Here is a 16106-nt window from a genome sequence, read left to right on the forward strand (position 1 = left end):
CCCACCGAAGTGTGGGTCGGCCGGCGGTTGTCCGCCGAAGTATGGCTCCGACGGTGGTTGTCCGCCGAACGAGCCGGCCGGTGGCGGCCCACCGAAGTGTGGCTCGGATGGCGGCGGCCCACCGAATGGCGGGTTGGCCGGCGGCGGTCCACCGAAGGAGTCGGCCGGCGGCGGTCCGCCGAACGGCGAGTCGGCCGGCGGAGGCCCGGCCGGCGACCGCCCGTTGAGCGGATGTCCGTTGACGGGCCGCCCGCCGAACGGCGAGTCGGCCGGTGCCCCCCCGACCAGCGGTGGCCCGGAGAACGGCCGCCCGGGTGGTCCGGCAGGCGGCTGGCCGCCGAACGGCGGGTCCGCGTACTGCGAGTCGGCGTAGGGCGAGTCGGCCTGAGGGGCTCCGCCGGGCGATCGCCCGTTGACGGGGCCGCCGAAGGGGGAGTCGCCATGCCCCGGATCGGCAGACCCCGGACCGGTGAAGGGGGCGCCGGCGAACGGCGGCCCGGACACGGCGGACGAGGGCCCGTCGAACGAGGCGAAGTCGCTGCCGCTCAGGCCCGGTGTCGTGGACGGTGGCCAGGTCGGGAGCGCCCCGGCCGGTACCGCGAACGAGCCGCCCGGCGCCTCACCCGTCGCGGGCGGCGGTGGGAAGGGCGGCATGGGGGCGGGCGGGAACGGCGGCGGAGGAGCGGGCGGCGCCGGTGGCCCCGGCGGTATGGGACCCGGCGTCGGGTCGGGCGCCGGGGGTTCCGGCGGTACCGGCCCGGGCGGCGGCTGGGGTACCGGCCGGGGCTCCGGCCACGGAGTCGGAAGTGGCTCCGGGGTCGGCGGGGCCGGTGGCTCGGGCGGGGCACCGGGGTCGAGCGGCTCGGGAGCCTCGCCCGGGTCCGGCTCTCCGAGCCGTGGCCAGGCCGGCAGGTCGTCCAGCCGATCGGCACCCGGGCGCCCGGCGTCGCCGGAGTATGCGGGTACGTCCGACCAGCCCGGCACACCCGGCTGCTCCCCGAACCGGGGGTAGTCGGGCGCGCCCGCGCTGTCCTCGGTACCCGAGGGGACGCTCGTGGAGCGGTACACCCGTGGCTCGTTCGGCCTCGGGCCCTGCATCAGCGCCGCGACCTCCTCGGCGGAGGGCCGCCCCGCGTCGACACCGGCTCGCCCGACCGTGGCGCGGCCGGCCGCCGCGCTGGCCGGACCCGGCGGAGTGGCGCTGCCCTGCGGCGGCGATGCCATCGAGGCGGACGGTACCGAGGCGACCGACCGTACCGGCAGCGACGACGGCGGTACCGGCTCGTCAACCTGGTCGTACCCGGTCGGTGCGCCCCCGGCGGACGCCGACGCGAGTTGCCCGAATCCGCCGGACGGTGTCTCCGGCCCGGACGCGAACCCACCGGACGGCGCGTCCAAGCCGAGCCGGCCGAATCCGCCCGACGGCGTGTCCGAGCCGGACGGAGTCCCGTCGGCCGGGCGATCACTTGCCGGCCAGCCCGGATCTCCGCTGGGCGGCATCTCGTCCTGCCAGGGCTGGGCGAACGCCGCCCACGGCGCGTCGGTCGCGCTGCGTGGCGCGTGCGACGGGTCGTCATCGGACGCCGGCACCGTCGACGACTGGTACTGCGGCTGGTCCGGCACGTGCGGGGCCGGCGGGAAGCCGAACGAGTCGCGAGCGCCCTCCGGCTCCGCCCCGGTGCCCGACTCGCCGAAGCCGTCGAACGGCGAGCGACCCAGCGGGGGCCGGTCGGGCAGGCCCTCCAGGGACGCCCCTTCCCGGCGACGGGGCAGCTCATTACCAGAACTCGGCGCGGTGAGCCGGGAGGAGAACGAGTCGGAGTGCTCCGAATCCTGCTGCGCCGGCTCGTCACGCCACGCCGGCGCGTCCTGGGACGGCTGCCCGGTCCAGCTCGGCTCGTCGCGGCCGGACCGGTCGCTGCCGGCCACCTGGTCTTGAGCGGGTCGGTCGGTCCAGGACGGAGCCGGCGGGTCGTTCCAGGCCAGCGCGGCCTCAGCGCCCCAGGCGGGCTGCTGGTCGCGGCTGGGCTGGTCGCCCCAGGCCGGCTGCCGGTCCTCGGCCTGCTGGTCACCCCACGCGGGCTGGTGGTCCTGGGCTTGCTGGTCACCCCACGCGGGCTGGTGGTCCTGGGCTTGCTGGTCGGCCCAGGCCGGCTGGTGGTCCTGGGCTTGCTGGTCACCCCACGCGGGCTGGTGGTCCTGGGCTTGCTGGTCGGCCCAGGCCGGCTGCTGGTCGCGGCTGGGCTGGTCGCCCCAAGCCGGCTGCCGGTCGTCGGCCTGCTGCTCCGACGGTGGCTGGTGCTCGGACGCCGGTTGCTGGTCCGGCGCCGACGGGTCGTCCCAGCCGGGCTGGTCGGACCGTGGCAGGTCGCCGGCGCGGTAGGTGCTGCCGGTCGAGCGCTGGGCCGGAATCCCGGACGTCGGCGGCGCCACCACCGGCGCGGTGGCCCGCCCGACCACGCCGGGCGACGCGTCGCCCGCCGGAGGGGCGCTCGACGGCGCACCGGCGGGCTGGTCGAAGGAGGCTGCCTCGAAGGGCGGTGACCCAAAGGGCGGCGACCCGAGGGACGGCGCCCCGAAGGGCGGCTGCTCGGACGGCGGCCTGTCGAAGGATTGCGGTTCGAATGGCTGCGGTGCCGGCGCGGGCCAGCCGTTCGATGCCGGCGGCGCCGGTTCGGAGGCGCCATTCCACGACCCGGCCGGCGGTTCCGGCGATGGGTTCCACGGAGTCGCGGGCGGGGAGTCCTGCGTCGCGCTCCACGCGGCCGTCCGTGGTGCGGGATTGGCGTTCCACTGGTCGGCCTGTGGCCCGGGATTGGCGTTCCATTGGTCGCTCGGCGGCTGCGGAGCCGGGCTCCACGAGGGCCCGGCCGGCTCGGGAGCGGCGGGCCATGAACGCGCGGCCGGATCCGGAGCGGACGGCCATGAAGGGGCGGAGGCCGGTGGCTCGGGGGCGGCGTTCCACTGGTCGGGAGTCGTACCCGAGGGCTCCGGTGCCGTACCCCAGGAAGGCGGTGGCACGGAGGAGGACTCCGCCGCGGGTGGCATCCACGGTGCCCAGGCGGGGTCTTGGGAGGGAGACTCGGCGGACGTCGGCGCTGCCGGCGGTGGCTCACCGAATGACGATGACGGCGGCAGGCCAGCATCGGGTCCGGTCGACGACCTACCGTGCGGCGCGGCCTCGGCCGATGCGCCGCGGTAGGTGTTCTGGTCTTCCATGACAGTCTCCCAGCGTGTGCCGCCGGTCGATGGGTTGGCCGGCGGTTGCGTGCTGCACCTGGCGTTCACCGTGCCACATTCTGGCCGAAGAGCACAGCCGGCCCCGGCATCGTCGTGCCGTCAGGGGACGCGGTATAGCGCTCAGTTGGTCGATGGCGTGTCGTCCGGTGATCCGGCGCCGCTGGGGCTGTTCGAAGCCGACGGGCTCGACGGCCCGTCATCACCCGATGACGGAGGGTTGGTCGCCGGCTTGTCCGTCGGTGACGTGCTGGTGGGTGGCGTGCTGGTCGGCGGCGTGCCGGTGGATGGCCTGCTGGGCGGAGTCGTCGGAGGCGTCTTGGTCACCGGAGGCGTCTTGGTTACCGGAGGCGTGCTGGTCGCCGGGGGCGTGCTGGACGCGGGCGGCGTGCTGGACGCCGGAGGTGTGCTGGACGGGTTCGGTGTCGATGACTTGGTGGGCGGCGGGGTCCCGGCCGGCGTCACTGCCGGGTACACCCTCGTGGCCGCGTAGAAGGCCGACCACCAGACCTGGTTGACCCGGACCGGTGTGCCCTCGTGCGCGGCCTCGATCATCAGGTTGTCGCCGTAGTAGATCGCGACGTGCGAGACCGTGGTCCAGTCGCCGCCCTTGACCGTGCTGAAGAACAGCAGGTCGCCGGGAAGTAGCTGATTTGGCGATACCCGGTTGCCCGAGGTCGCGTGGTACTGGTCGGCGGCCACCCGGGGCAGCGTGTAGCCCGTGGAGCGGTACGACGCCCAGGTGAGCCCGGAACAGTCGAAGTAATTGGGCCCCTCGGCGCCGAACTTGTACCACTTGGGCGGGTTCGCCACCGCCTGCGCGTACGCCCAGTGCACGGCGGCCAGCGCCTTGGGGTTGGCGACCATGCCATTGACGCTGGTGCCCGCGCCGAACTGGCCATCCAGCTGCCGGTCCGACGCCGCCTGCGCGGCCTCGGCCGCCTCCACCTGCGTCTGGTTGGTGGTCCGCAGGTTGGTCAGAACCGCGTTCTGCTGGTTGTAGCTGTTCTGTAGGCCGCTCTGCTGGGTCTCCAGGTCCTGCTCGTGAGCCAGCGCCGCCCGGTAGGCGTCCTCGTCGTCGTCGGCCTGCCGGCGCGCCTGGGTGGCGTCCTGCGCGGCGGTCTCGCTGCCGGTCGGGCCGCTCTGCGAGCTGAGCCCAGGCGCCAGCATGCCGAGCTGGTGGACGTCGTTGGCGTAGTTGGCGAACGGGCCCAGGCCCGCCGCGTCCTTGTATGCCTCCGACGCCGCCTGGTCGGCCCTCTGCTGCAGCCGGGTCGCGTCGGCGAGCGCGTCCTGCCACGCCTGGTATGTCTGGTTGGCAGACTGCTTCGCCGCATCCAGGTCGATATTCGACTGTTTGAGCTTCTCGCCGGTGGCCTCCAGCGTGGCGTACTGCGTCATGATCTGGTTCGCGTACGGGCCGGTGGTCACCGGCGCCACGGCCTGCGAATTCTGGCCGGTGCTGCCGGACGAAGGGTTCAGCGGCGCCGACGGTACCGGGATGGAGCCCTGGTCAGGGACGCCGGAGTTGGCGTTGGCGCCGCCCGGGTCGGCAAACGACGGCCGAGCGATCAGGACGCACACCACGCTGCACATCAGCACGGGCCAGGCGAACCGTTTGAGGCCAGTCCGCTTGCGTGGAGCCTGTCGCGTGTGCTGAATCATGCCACCCGTCCCGCGCTGCCGGCTTTTTTCTCTCCCCGTCCTACCGCAAGACCACGCGCGCTGTCACCCGACAGGAGGTAACAGATTCCTGAGCGTGAGATGGCCTGCCGCTGGAAACGCTGGTGGCAGGGCAGATAGCGATCGGGTGGGTGCCGCGTCAATATCAGACACTGGGACGTAGGCTCGGGCGCAGCGATCGCGGTCAGGGCGGGGTGGAATGGCGGACCGGCGACGCTTGACGGAAGGCGGCGCACGGTGGACGCGGGACTCAAGCGGGAACTCGAAGACAAGGTATCCGCTGGCGAGCGGCTGACCCGCGCGGACGGCGAGGCGCTGTACGCCAGCGACGACCTGGTCTGGCTGGGCCGGCTGGCGCACCAGAAGCGCACCGAGCGCAACGGCGACCGGGTGATGTTCAACGTGAACCGGCACCTCGGCCTCGAGGAGGCCGTCGCCACGGCGTCCGAGCTGCGCGACGAGCAGCTCACCGAGTTGCACATCGCGGGCGGACTCCACCCGACGCAGCCCTGGGAGTACTACCCGCGGGTGCTGCGCGAGCTGAAGGCCGCGCTGCCCGACGTGGCGCTCAAGGCGTTCGCCGCAACCGAAATCCACTGGTTCGAAGGGATTTCCGGCCTGCCCGCCGAGGAGATCCTGGACGAACTGATCGACGCCGGCCTGGAGTCACTCACCGGCGGCGGGGCGGAGATCTTCGACTCGGAGCACGCCGCCCACTGGGACGACTGGTCGCGGATCCACCGGCTGGCCCACGCCAAGGGCATGAAGACGCCGAGCACCATGCTGTACGGGCACGCCGAGGAGCCCCGGCACCGGGTGGATCACGTACTGCGGCTGCGTGAACTCCAGGACGAGACCGGTGGCTTCCAGGTCTTCAGCCCGCTGCGGTACCGGCACGACTTCGTCGACCCGGCGGACGGCACGGGACGCGACCGGCCCCAGGTGAGTACCCCGATGGCTGAGCCGGCCGAGTCGCTCAAGACGTTCGCGATCTCCCGCCTGCTGTTCGACAACGTTCCGCACGTGAAGTCCTGGTGGGTCGCGCACGGCCTGTCGGTCACGCAGCTCTCGCTCAACTTCGGAGCCGACGACCTGGACGGTTCGGCGGTCGAATATGAGATCACGCATGACGCGGACGGCCACGGCGCACCGCACCCGATGCACCGCGAGGACCTGCTCAACCTCATCTGGGACGGGGGCTTCCAGCCGGTCGAGCGCAACACCCGGTACGAGGTGGTGCGCGAGTACGAGCCGCCGGTACCGCTGGCACAGCGGCGCGCGGAACCGCAGCGGGTATGGGCCTGAAGGACGCCGGCCAGGGCGGCCGGGACGGCAAGGCCGGCCGCAACCCGCGAACCGGCCGCGATCCGCGAGCCGATGGCAGCCCGCGGGCTGGCAGCGACGCCAAGGGGCGCGACGCCAAGGGGCGCCGGCCCGCCAACGCCGGTCGGGAGGTCAGGGGCCGGGATACCGGGACCGGAGACCCTCGGGGCAGCAACGCCAAGGGCGGACAGTCCCCCGGTCCGTGGCAGGTCACCGGCCCGGACGCCCGGCTGGTCGACATGCTCGGCCAGGTGATCATCGGGCTGCTGGTCGGGCTCGCCGCGCTCGTCGTCATCGATCTGATCTTCGCCCTGCTCGGCCTCGGCCCGTTCGGGCACGCCTCCGGCTGGCTCGCCGCGATCCTGCCGGTCTGGTTGTTCGTAGAGGAGCTTCGGGCCTGGTCGGGAGTAGCCTTACGGTTCGTCCTGGCGATCGTCGCCGCGGCCGTCGGGCTCGTCCTGGGCTCGGTGGTCGGTGGCGCGGCCGGCTCCCTGCCACCGCTGGGCGTGGGAGCGATCGGCGCGGCGGTGGCTACGCTGAGTTATACGTTGTTGTGGTATTTCGGCGTCCGGTGGCTGTCGTACCGGGCGACTGGGAGGTGAGATCGGTGAGGCTCAGCCCCGCGGTCAAGTACACGCTGGGTCGTGTCGGCCTGTTCGTGGTGGTGTCGCTGCTGCTCTGGCCGGTACCGATCGACCTGCTCGTGAAGCTGATGATCGCGATCATCGCCTCGTTCGGGCTGCAGTTCGTCCTGTTGGGCAAGTGGCGCAACGAGATGATCGGTCAGGTCGACCAGGCGGTCACCCGGCGCAAGGCCGACAAAGCCAAGCTGCGCTCCGCCCTCGCGGGCGAGGACGACGGCGAGGTATAGGCCGCGTCACGTTCCGTACCGGCCCATCCCGGCGCGGTACGGCATGGGCTACCGTCTACCCGACCGCCGCACAGCGAAGCCGGTGTGACCCCGGCGCTGTCCCGCAACTGTGATGCCCCGCTCGTAGCGGGGACGAGCCAGGTCGCCTGCGCGGCGGATCGCGACACCGCGCTCTCGAGGAGGGGCGCTCTCGCGGACGGGCCTCCCGTCGGCGAAGCACCAGCCCTCGACCGACAGGAGGACAGATGATCCGCCGCCCACCCGCGCTACTGCTCGCCGCCCTGGCCCTCACCGGCCTGGTGGCCGGCTGCGGCAGCACCACGAAGGCAGGCGCACCGGCCCCGGCCGCGAGTGCCGCCGCGTTCCCGGCGACCGCCGGAGGCGTCACGCTCCCGCAGCGTCCCACCCACATCGTGTCCCTGACCCCGACCGGCACCGAGATCCTGTTCGCGATCGGAGCCGGCAGCCAGGTGACCGCCGTGGACGACCAGTCGAACTACCCGGCCGGGGTACCCAAGAGCAACCTGTCCGGGTACCAGCCGAACGCCGAGGCGATCGCGGCGAAGAGCCCGGACCTGGTGGTCATCTCCACCGACACCAACAAGATCAAGGATCAGCTGACCAAGCTGAAGATCCCGGTGTACGTGATGCCGGCCGCCGCCACGCTGGACGACGAGTACGCCGAGCTGACCGACCTCGGCACGCTCACCGGCCACGCGAGCCAGGCGGCCCAGACGGTCACCCAGGTCAAGAACGGCATCGCGAAGCTGGTAGCCGGCGTACCGAAGCGCACCAAGCCGCTGACCTACTACTACGAACTCGACCAGACCTACTACTCGGTGACCTCGAAGACCTTCATCGGGTCGCTGTTCGCCATGGTCGGGCTGACCGACATCGCCGACCCGGCCGACGCCGACGGCAAGGCGGGCGGGTACCCGCAACTGTCGGCCGAGAGCATCGTGAAGGCGAATCCGGACCTGATCTTCCTGGCCGACACCAAGTGCTGCAACCAGTCCGCGGACACGGTACGGGGGCGGTCCGGCTGGGCCGAGCTGGCCGCGGTACGCGACGGTCACGTGGTCGCGCTGGACGACGACATCGCGTCGCGCTGGGGACCGCGCGTCGTCGACCTGGTACAGGCGATCGTCAACGCGGTGGAGAAGGTACCGGCTTCGTGAGTTGGCGCTCCCGCCCGGCGGCGACGGTGGCGACGCCGGACGCTCCGGCGCCCGCCGTGGCCCGAGGCGCCACGGTCCCGGGCGGGCGGCCCAACCGGCTACGCCCCGGCTGGCTCGCGGCGGGCGTGGTGGCGGTCGTCGTCGCCGCGCTGGCCGGGCTCGCCCTCGGGCCGGTCCGGCTCAGCCCGCTCGGCGTGGCGATCCAGCTTCTCGATCTGGTACCGGGCGTCCACCTGCACAGCGGCCTCACCGATACCGAGGCGGCCATCGTGACCCAGCTCCGGCTGCCCCGGGTCGTGCTCGGGCTGCTGGTCGGCTCGACCCTCGCCCTGGCCGGCGGCACGTACCAGGGCGTCTTCCGCAACCCGCTGGCCGACCCGTACCTGCTGGGCGCGGCGGCCGGCGCCGGCCTGGGGGCCACCGCCGCCATCGCGGTGGGGCACGCGTTCGACGCCGTGGCCGTGGACGGCGGGGCGGCCACCCCGCTCACGGTTCCGCTGGCCGCGTTCGTCGGGGCGCTGCTCGCGGTCGGTCTGACCTACGCGCTCGGGGTGAGCGGCGGGTCAGGGCGGGGAAGCCGGGGCGGCCGGTACCGGAGCCCGGCCGCGCTGATCCTGGCCGGTGTCGCGGTGTCCAGCTTCCTCACCGCCGGGCAGACGTTCCTCATGCAGCGGTACGTGGACACGATCCGCGAGGTGTACTCGTGGATCTCCGGCCGGCTCAGCACGGCGGGCTGGCACGACGTGCTGCTTCTGCTGCCGTACGCGGTGGTCATGGCGGTGGTCGTGCTGGTCCACCGCCGGCAGCTCGACGTGATGTCGGTGGGCGACGAGGAGGCCGCCAGCCTCGGCGCCCACCCGGAACGGACCCGGATCATCCTGATCGTCGCGGCGTCGCTAGGTACCGCGGCGGCGGTGTCCGTCTCCGGGCTCATCGGCTTCGTCGGGATCATCGTGCCGCACACCGTACGGTTGCTGGCCGGCTCCAGCTACCGGGTGATCCTGCCGCTGTCCGTGCTGTTCGGCGCCGCGTTCCTGACCCTGGCGGACCTGGCCGCCCGGACGCTGCTGGCGCCGACCGAGATCCCGATCGGCGTGGTCACCGCGTTCTTCGGCGCACCGTTCTTCATAGTCGTGCTGCGCACGTCCCGGCGGACCTGATATGTCGGTGGAGGTTCGGGACGTCGGCGTGGACCTGGACGGCAACGAGATCGTCCGGGGAGTGAGCCTGTCCGTCGCGCGGGGCGAGTGGGTGACCGTGATCGGTCCGAACGGGGCCGGCAAGTCCACCCTGCTGCGGGCGATCGCCGGGCTGGTGCGCTTCCGCGGCGGGATCGAGCTGTTCGGGCAGGCCAGTGACGCGCTCAGCCGCCGGGAGCGGGCCCGGCTGGTCGCGATGGTGCCGCAGGATCCGGTGGTACCCCCGGGGATGGAGGTGCTCGACTACGTCCTGCTCGGCCGCACGCCCTACATCCCGCCCCTGGGCCGCGAGTCGGCCGCCGACCTGGTCGCCGTCGACGAGGCCCTGACCCGGCTGGATCTGACCCGGTTCGCCGGGCGGCGGCTGGAGTCGCTGTCTGGCGGCGAGCGGCAGCGCGTCTTCCTGGCCCGGGCGCTGGCGCAGGGCGCCACACTGCTCCTGCTCGACGAGCCGACGACCGCGCTGGACATCGGGCACCAGCAGGAGGTGCTGGAGCTGGTCGACCGGTTGCGCCGGGACGGTCCGCTGACCGTACTCGCGACGATGCACGACCTGTCGATCGCCGGGGAGTTCGCCGACCGGATGGTGCTGCTGGCGGACGGGCGTGTGGTCGCCGCCGGCCCGCCCCGCGAGGTGCTCACCGAGCAACTGCTCTCGGACCACTACCGGGCGCGGGTACGGGTGATCGACGGCGACCACGGTCCGCTGGTGGTACCGGTCAGGTCAGCGTGACGAACCCGAAGACCGCGCCGGTGGTGTCGACCGCCACCGCGAACCGTCCGGCGGGAGAGTCCGTCGGCGGTATCGAGAGGGTGCCGCCCACCTCCCGTACCCGCTCGGCGGTCGCGTCGGTGTCGTTGACCGCGATGTAGATCAGCCAGTGGCTCGGCACGTCCTCGGGCCACTGGTCGCCGGCCATCGGCATCATCCCGGCGATCGCCCGGTCACCCACCTGGAACAGGGTGTACTCCATGCCGAAGTCGGCGTTCTTCTGAGTGGTCCAGCCCAGCACCTTGCCGTAGAAGTCGGTGGCACCGTCGATCTCGCGGACCATGAGTTCGTTCCAGGCGAACGAGCCGGGCTCGTTGACCACCCCGGCGCCCACGAACTGGCCCGGCTGCCAGGCCGAGAACGCGGCGCCGTCGCAGTCCATGAACACCGCCATCCGGCCGGCGCCCGGGATCTCCATCGGGGCGGCCACCACCTTGCCCCCGGCGCCCTCCACCCGGGCGGCGGTCGCGTCGACGTTGTCGGTGGCCGCGTACCACGTCCAGGTCGACGGGGCGGCCTCGCTCATCGGCGTACCGAGCCCGGCGACCGGCGAGTCGCCGAGGTTGAAGATGGTGTAGCCGCCCATGGCGGGGTCGTCGGACGTGTGGGCTGTCCACCCGAACACCGCTGAGTAGAACGCCTTCGAGGCGTCAAGGTCGGGTGAGCCAAGATCGATCCAGCACGGCGTGCCGGGATCGTACCGTGTCAGCTTCATGTCTTTCTCCCCTCGTCGAGGGCATCCTGGCACCGGGGCGCGCCGACCGGCGACGATATGGGGAAAGTCGTCACAACGGTTCGGGGAGCGGCCGCGCGTGGATCACCGCGAGCCGGGACACGGCGCGGGTCAGCACCACGTAGAGCCGGTTGAGTCCGCGCGCCTCGGCGGCCACGATCTCAGCCGGTTCCACCACGATGACGTGGTCGTACTCCAGACCCTTCGCCAGCGTCGCCGGCAGTACCGTGATCCGCTTCTCGTCTTCGGCGGTACCGACGTCCAGCCCGTCCGCGCGCAGCGTGGCCGCCAGGCCGTCGATCGACGGCTCGGCCGCGATCACCGCGACGGAACCGTCCTGCTCCAGTGCCTCGCGTACCGCGCCGACCGTCGCCGCGTCCACATCGGACACGTCCTGTACCCGCAGCCACCCGTCGCCGCGCAGCGAGGTGGCCGCCGAGACGTTCACGCCGAGCGCGGGCAGCAGCCGGTTGGCGAGCTGCACCACCGCCTGCGGTACCCGGAAACCGGTGGTCAGCGGGACCACCGCGGCGCCCGGCTTACCCAGGTGTTCGAGCGAGTCGGCCCAGTCCCGGGCCGCCCACGGCGCGGTGCCCTGCGCCAGGTCGCCGAGCAGTGTCAGCGAGGCGTGCTCGCTGCGGCGGGCGATGACCCGGCACTGCATCGGCGACAGGTCCTGTGCCTCGTCGATGACGACGTGACCGAAGCTGGGCAGCCGGTCGATGAGCCCGGCCGCCTCGTCGATGAGCACCGCGTCGGCCGCCGACCAGCGCGCCGCCTTCGGCGAACGGGGCGGCTTGGCCCAGCGGATCGCCGTCTGCTCAGCCTCGGTGAGGATGCCCTCGGCCGCGTCGGCCGGGTCGCGCAGCACCTCGTAGACCAGCGCCTCCGGGGTGACCGCCGGCCAGTTCGCGTCGAGGAACGCGACGACCGGAGCCGACCGGCCCATCTTCCGTACCCAGCCCTCGCCGGGCGACTCCCCGCTGCGCGCCTCGACCTGCCGCTGCAGCAGCGCGACCACCCGGGCACGCAGGCGCTCCCGGCCGATCCCGTGCGGCGGCTTCTCCCGGCGTACGTCGTCGACGAGCCGGACCAGTACCGACTCGGGCAACCGCCACTTGTACGCGCCGTCGGAGACCACGATCGGCTCCTGCGGCCGGCGTACGTACCGGCGGAGCGCCCGGTGGAGTACGGCGGCCATCCGCGGATCGTGCTTGACCAGTTGAGCCTCGGGCGGGTCGCTGCCCCGGACGGCGGTGGGCAGCAGGTCCTCCACGGTGGACTGAGCCACGTCGATCTCGCCGAGGGCCGGCAGCACCGCCGCGATGTAGCGCAGGAACGCCCGGTTCGGACCGACGATCAACACGCTCGAGCGGCGCAGCCGCTCCCGGTGCAGGTACAGCAGGAATGCCGCCCGGTGCAGCCCGACCGCGGTCTTCCCGGTCCCGGGCGCGCCCTGGACGCAGATGGTCTCCTCGATGTCGGCCCGGACCAGTTCGTCCTGGTCGGGCTGGATGGTGGCCACGATGTCGCGCATCGGCCCGACGCGCGGTCGCTCGATCTCGTTGGTCAGGATCCGGCTCGAGGTGCCCAGCTCCTCGCCCCGGTCCAGGTGCTCATCCTCGAACGAGGTGAGTATCCCGGCGGAGAACCCGAACCGGCGGCGTACCGCGACGCCCTGCGGGTCGCTCGCCGAGGCCCGGTAGAACGACCGGGAGATCGGTGCTCGCCAGTCCAGCACCAGGGGCTCGCCGCGATCATCGGTGACGTGCCGCCGGCCGATGTGGTAGTCCGCCTCGCCGGCGAACCAGAGCCGGCCGAAGAACAGCGGGGTGGTCGGATCGTCGGCCAGCTCGGCGACCCGCCGGGACAGGGCCCGGCCCAGGCTCTCCGCGCCGTACGCGTCGCCGGCGACATCCCCGCCGGTCGCGTACAGCGCCTGGGCGTGCTCGCGCATCCGCCGGAGCGCGGCGCGCGACGAGGTGAGGTGAGCGCTCTCCTCGTCCAGTTGGACAGTGAGTTCGGAAATGGCTTCGGGCATGAGGCTTCGGCACCTTGTCGCTGCTGAGGCGGCCGCCCGGCGTCTCCGCCCGCCCGTTGCGGACGGTGCCGGCTGTGCCCTGCGAGTACGCGGGCCGGTGGGCACGCGGATCGTCGATGGTACTCCGGCCCGTCCCGGCGGGCACTCGGATTATCTTGACCGCATGGCGACGAACCCGGCGGCCGAGTCCGCGACGAGCGCGAGCCCTGGCAATGAGCCTCGGCTGATCAACGAGGCGAGCGTCATGCGGGCGATGGCCCATCCGGCCCGGATGACGATCCTGGAGCACCTCGGGTCGGACGGACCGTCGACCGCGACCGAGTGCGCAGAGCTGGTCGGCCTGTCGCCCAGCGCCACCAGCTACCACCTGCGTGCCCTGGCCCGGGCGGGGCTGATCGAGGAGGCGCCCGGCCGGGGGGACGCCCGCGAACGGGTCTGGCGCAGCACGGTGGCGGCCGGCGGGTACACGGTCATGGCGGACCGGGACGCCGCGCCGGACGTCAAGGCGGCCGAGAACGAGCTGATCGAGTCGTTCCTGTCCTGGGAGAACATCCGGGTTCGGCAGTACCTCGCCCGCCGCGCGGAAGAGCCGGCGGAGTGGTGGGACCAGGCCGCCTTCCGCGAGATCGCCATGATCCTCACCGCAGACGAGCTGCGCGAGGTCACCGACGCGGTGTTCGACCTGCTGACGAAGTACCGGAAGCGTGACCGCCCCGACCCACCGCCGGGCTCCCGTTCGGTCTCCGCCGTCTTTCGCACTTTCCCGACCGACAAACCGTGACAACCTAGGTCGTCGATTCGCTCATTTCCGCCAATCCGCCCTGGAGGTCTACCGCGAGGCCGATCTCAGCCATTGCGATCATGGAGATGTGAAGCAGATACTTCGAAGTATGTCCTTCACATCTGGCTCGCGCTGGTCCGACGTCGCCGTGGCCACGGGCGCCCGGGCGGTCTCCGTCTGCGGCGACTTTCTGGCCGCCACCGCGCTGCTGCTGACCCTCCAGCAGCGGGGAGCGGGCAGCTACGCGGTCGCCGCCCTGCTGCTTGCCGCCGCCGTGCCGCCCGTCCTGCTCGTCCGCTGGACCGGCCGGCTGGCCGATCGGCTGGACAGCCGCATGCTCCTGGTCGTCACCGGCCTGGCCCAGGCGGTGATCTGCGCGGCCATGGTGTACGTGTCGAACCCGATCGCGCTGATCGGCCTGGCCGCCCTGCTCGGCTGCGGGTACGCCCAGACGCAGCCGACCCTCGCCGCGCTCCTGCCAGCGATGGTGCGCCGGGAGGACCTGGCCCGGGCCAGCGCGCTCGGCCAGACCGCCTCCTCGGTCGGCATGCTCATCGCGCCCGCCCTCGGCGGCGTCCTGGTGGGCCAGTTCGGGCTCCGGATCCCGCTGATGTTCGACGCGGTCAGCTACCTGGCGATCGTCGCGGGGGCCCTGGTCATCCGGACCCGGCGGCGGAACGGCGTCGCGGTGAACCCGGTGGAGGAGGCGATCCGCAAGACCTCCGACACGGTGGCGGCGGGCGACCCGGCGGCAACAGGCAGCGCGAGCGCTTCGACCTGGCGACTGCGCGACGACCGCCTGGTCTGGACGATGATCGTCCTTTTCGGTGCGGTGATCGCCGCGGTCAGTTCGGTCAACGTGGCCGACGTCTTCTTCATCCGCGGGGTGCTGCACTCCACCACCACGATGTACGGCGTCATCAGCGCCGTGTGGACCGGTGCCGCGGTCATCGGCGCGTGGTTCCTGACCCGGCGCCACGCCGCCGATGCCGGGCTGGCCCGGATGATGGTCGGTGCGCTCGTGCTGACCTGCGTCTCCATACTCTGCGCGTGCACCGTCCGGTCCGTCGCGCCGCTGGTACCGCTGTTCCTGCTCGGCGGCGCATCCAACGGGGCGGAGAACGTCGCGGCCACCGTGGTGCTCAGCCGCCGTACGCCGGGGGAGTTCCGGGGCCGGGTGTTCGCGGTCTACGGTGCCGTGGCCAACGGTGGGCAGGCGGTCGGCCTGCTGGCTGGCGGCGTGCTGCTGGACCTGGTGCCGGTACGCCTGGCCATCGCGGCCACCTGCGGTTTCGGGTTGATCGTGACGGTCGTGTTCGCGGTACCGATGCTTCGCGCGGCGGCGCAGGAGCGCACCGTACCGGCACCGGCGATGGTCGATGTGGCGGCGTGAGCTTCGCCACCCGGGGTCGCGGCGTAGCGTGCGGGGAATGAGCGCACCGCGGCGACCCCGGGTAGGTCACATCCAGTTCCTGAACTGCCTCCCCATCTACTGGGGGCTGATGCGCTCCGGCGCCTTGCTGGATTTCGACCTGTTCAAGGACACCCCGGATCAGCTCAACGCCGACCTGGTGGAGGGCCGGCTGGACATCGGCCCGATCTCCAATGTGGAGTACCTGCGCCACGCCGACCAGTTGCTGCTGCTGCCCGATGTCGCGGTGGGCAGCGACGGGCCGGTGCTGTCGGTCAACCTGGTGTCGACCAAGCCGCTGGACCAGCTCGACGGGAGCCGCGTGGCACTCGGCTCGACGAGCCGCACCGGCGTCCTGCTCGCTCAGATGCTGCTCAAGCAGCGGTACGGGGTGACCCCCGAGTATTTCCGATGCCCGCCCGACCTGACCACCATGTTGCTGGAGGCCGACGCGGCGGTGGTGATCGGGGACGTGGCGCTGCGAGCGATGTACGAGGCGCCGCGGCGCGGGCTGACCGTGACCGACCTCGGGCAGGCGTGGCGCGACTGGACCGGGCTGCCGATGGTGTTCGCGGTCTGGGCGGTACGCCGCGACTTCGCCGCCGCCCATCCCGGCGTGGTCAAGGACGTCCACCAGGCGTTCCTGCGCTCCCGTGACCTGTGCCTGTCCGAGCTGGACGAGGTGGCCACGGCGGCGGCCCGCTGGGAGCCGTTCGACGCGGCGACGCTGGCCGGCTACTTCCGTACCCTGGACTTTTCGTTGGCGGAGCGGCAGGTGGCCGGCCTGGTCGAGTTCGCCCGCCGGGCCGCGGAGCTGGGCGAGGCGCCCGCGCTGCCGGCGACCGGGCCGGAGTTCTTCACCGACTGACGGCCCGGC

Annotated in this window: 13 protein-coding genes, 1 pseudogene and 1 riboswitch; of the genes and pseudogenes, 10 read left to right on the forward strand and 4 right to left on the reverse strand. The window is 72.5% G+C overall.

What is annotated here, in order from left to right; genetic code table 11:
* Nucleotides 1-2433, reverse strand: a pseudogene (locus Raf01_RS08045) (hypothetical protein); the annotation flags it as partial.
* Here Raf01_RS08045 and Raf01_RS08050 point away from each other — a divergent pair.
* Nucleotides 2384-3202 carry a hypothetical protein gene (locus Raf01_RS08050; RefSeq protein ID WP_203917116.1) on the forward strand — a complete coding sequence of 273 codons (819 nt, stop codon included), beginning with the start codon at nucleotides 2384-2386 and terminating at the stop codon, nucleotides 3200-3202. The pseudogene Raf01_RS08045 and the gene Raf01_RS08050 sit on opposite strands and share 50 nt — an antisense overlap.
* A gap of 158 nt (nucleotides 3203-3360) precedes the next feature.
* On the opposite strand, the gene Raf01_RS08055 is transcribed toward Raf01_RS08050, so the two are convergent.
* Nucleotides 3361-4902, reverse strand: coding sequence for a C40 family peptidase (locus Raf01_RS08055; RefSeq protein ID WP_203917117.1), 1542 nt, complete (start codon nucleotides 4900-4902; stop codon nucleotides 3361-3363).
* Between the two features lie 255 nt (nucleotides 4903-5157).
* On the opposite strand from Raf01_RS08055, the gene Raf01_RS08060 reads away from it, so the two are divergent.
* The 6 genes from Raf01_RS08060 to Raf01_RS08085 all read left to right on the forward strand — a co-directional run bounded on the left by Raf01_RS08060 (nucleotide 5158) and on the right by Raf01_RS08085 (nucleotide 10224).
* Nucleotides 5158-6225 carry an aminofutalosine synthase MqnE gene (locus tag Raf01_RS08060; protein ID WP_203917118.1) on the forward strand — a complete coding sequence of 356 codons (1068 nt, stop codon included), beginning with the start codon at nucleotides 5158-5160 and terminating at the stop codon, nucleotides 6223-6225.
* Nucleotides 6216-6845, forward strand: coding sequence for a hypothetical protein (locus tag Raf01_RS08065; protein ID WP_203917119.1), 630 nt, complete (start codon nucleotides 6216-6218; stop codon nucleotides 6843-6845). The genes Raf01_RS08060 and Raf01_RS08065 overlap by 10 nt, the downstream gene beginning before the upstream one ends.
* 5 nt (nucleotides 6846-6850) lie before the next feature.
* Nucleotides 6851-7114 carry a DUF4229 domain-containing protein gene (locus Raf01_RS08070; protein ID WP_203917120.1) on the forward strand — a complete coding sequence of 88 codons (264 nt, stop codon included), beginning with the start codon at nucleotides 6851-6853 and terminating at the stop codon, nucleotides 7112-7114.
* A gap of 78 nt (nucleotides 7115-7192) precedes the next feature.
* Nucleotides 7193-7256, forward strand: a riboswitch (cobalamin riboswitch).
* Nucleotides 7257-7359: 103 nt separating this feature from the next.
* Nucleotides 7360-8292 (forward strand): ABC transporter substrate-binding protein, encoded by a 933-nt coding sequence (locus Raf01_RS08075; protein ID WP_203917121.1) that lies wholly within the window; start codon nucleotides 7360-7362, stop codon nucleotides 8290-8292.
* A 56-nt stretch (nucleotides 8293-8348) separates the two neighbouring features.
* Nucleotides 8349-9452 (forward strand): FecCD family ABC transporter permease, encoded by a 1104-nt coding sequence (locus Raf01_RS08080; RefSeq protein ID WP_239133457.1) that lies wholly within the window; start codon nucleotides 8349-8351, stop codon nucleotides 9450-9452.
* A 1-nt stretch (nucleotide 9453) separates the two neighbouring features.
* Complete coding sequence (locus tag Raf01_RS08085; RefSeq protein WP_203917122.1) at nucleotides 9454-10224, forward strand: ABC transporter ATP-binding protein; 771 nt, start codon at nucleotides 9454-9456, stop codon at nucleotides 10222-10224.
* On the opposite strand, the gene Raf01_RS08090 is transcribed toward Raf01_RS08085, so the two are convergent.
* Entirely contained in the window at nucleotides 10211-10978 is a 768-nt protein-coding gene (locus tag Raf01_RS08090; RefSeq protein ID WP_203917123.1) for a VOC family protein, read from the reverse strand. The genes Raf01_RS08085 and Raf01_RS08090 overlap by 14 nt on opposite strands.
* Before the next feature lie 70 nt (nucleotides 10979-11048).
* Nucleotides 11049-13037 (reverse strand): HelD family protein, encoded by a 1989-nt coding sequence (locus Raf01_RS08095; RefSeq protein ID WP_203917124.1) that lies wholly within the window; start codon nucleotides 13035-13037, stop codon nucleotides 11049-11051.
* Between the two features lie 163 nt (nucleotides 13038-13200).
* Between Raf01_RS08095 and Raf01_RS08100 the strand changes: the two genes are divergently transcribed.
* From Raf01_RS08100 to Raf01_RS08110, 3 genes are all read left to right on the forward strand, one after another.
* Entirely contained in the window at nucleotides 13201-13818 is a 618-nt protein-coding gene (locus Raf01_RS08100) for an ArsR/SmtB family transcription factor (RefSeq protein ID WP_203917125.1), read from the forward strand.
* Nucleotides 13819-13927: 109 nt separating this feature from the next.
* A complete protein-coding gene (locus Raf01_RS08105; RefSeq protein ID WP_203917126.1) occupies nucleotides 13928-15211 on the forward strand; it encodes an MFS transporter in 1284 nt (427 codons plus the stop codon).
* Nucleotides 15212-15248: 37 nt separating this feature from the next.
* Complete coding sequence (locus Raf01_RS08110) at nucleotides 15249-16097, forward strand: menaquinone biosynthetic enzyme MqnA/MqnD family protein (RefSeq protein ID WP_203917127.1); 849 nt, start codon at nucleotides 15249-15251, stop codon at nucleotides 16095-16097.
* Nucleotides 16098-16106 lie beyond the last annotated feature (9 nt).

It is taken from the genome of Rugosimonospora africana (genome assembly GCF_016862975.1).
Classification (GTDB): domain Bacteria; phylum Actinomycetota; class Actinomycetes; order Mycobacteriales; family Micromonosporaceae; genus Rugosimonospora; species Rugosimonospora africana.

Excerpts from the sequence above, each read along its gene's own strand:
- Raf01_RS08075 (WP_203917121.1), top strand. The coding sequence starts at position 7,360 with ATGATCCGCCGCCCACCCGCGCTACTGCTCGCCGCCCTGGCCCTCACC.
- Raf01_RS08090 (WP_203917123.1), bottom strand. The coding sequence starts at position 10,978 with ATGAAGCTGACACGGTACGATCCCGGCACGCCGTGCTGGATCGATCTT.
- Raf01_RS08065 (WP_203917119.1), top strand. The coding sequence starts at position 6,216 with ATGGGCCTGAAGGACGCCGGCCAGGGCGGCCGGGACGGCAAGGCCGGC.
- Raf01_RS08105 (WP_203917126.1), top strand. The coding sequence starts at position 13,928 with ATGTCCTTCACATCTGGCTCGCGCTGGTCCGACGTCGCCGTGGCCACG.
- Raf01_RS08055 (WP_203917117.1), bottom strand. The coding sequence starts at position 4,902 with ATGATTCAGCACACGCGACAGGCTCCACGCAAGCGGACTGGCCTCAAA.
- Raf01_RS08085 (WP_203917122.1), top strand. The coding sequence starts at position 9,454 with ATGTCGGTGGAGGTTCGGGACGTCGGCGTGGACCTGGACGGCAACGAG.
- Raf01_RS08100 (WP_203917125.1), top strand. The coding sequence starts at position 13,201 with ATGGCGACGAACCCGGCGGCCGAGTCCGCGACGAGCGCGAGCCCTGGC.
- Raf01_RS08110 (WP_203917127.1), top strand. The coding sequence starts at position 15,249 with ATGAGCGCACCGCGGCGACCCCGGGTAGGTCACATCCAGTTCCTGAAC.
- Raf01_RS08095 (WP_203917124.1), bottom strand. The coding sequence starts at position 13,037 with ATGCCCGAAGCCATTTCCGAACTCACTGTCCAACTGGACGAGGAGAGC.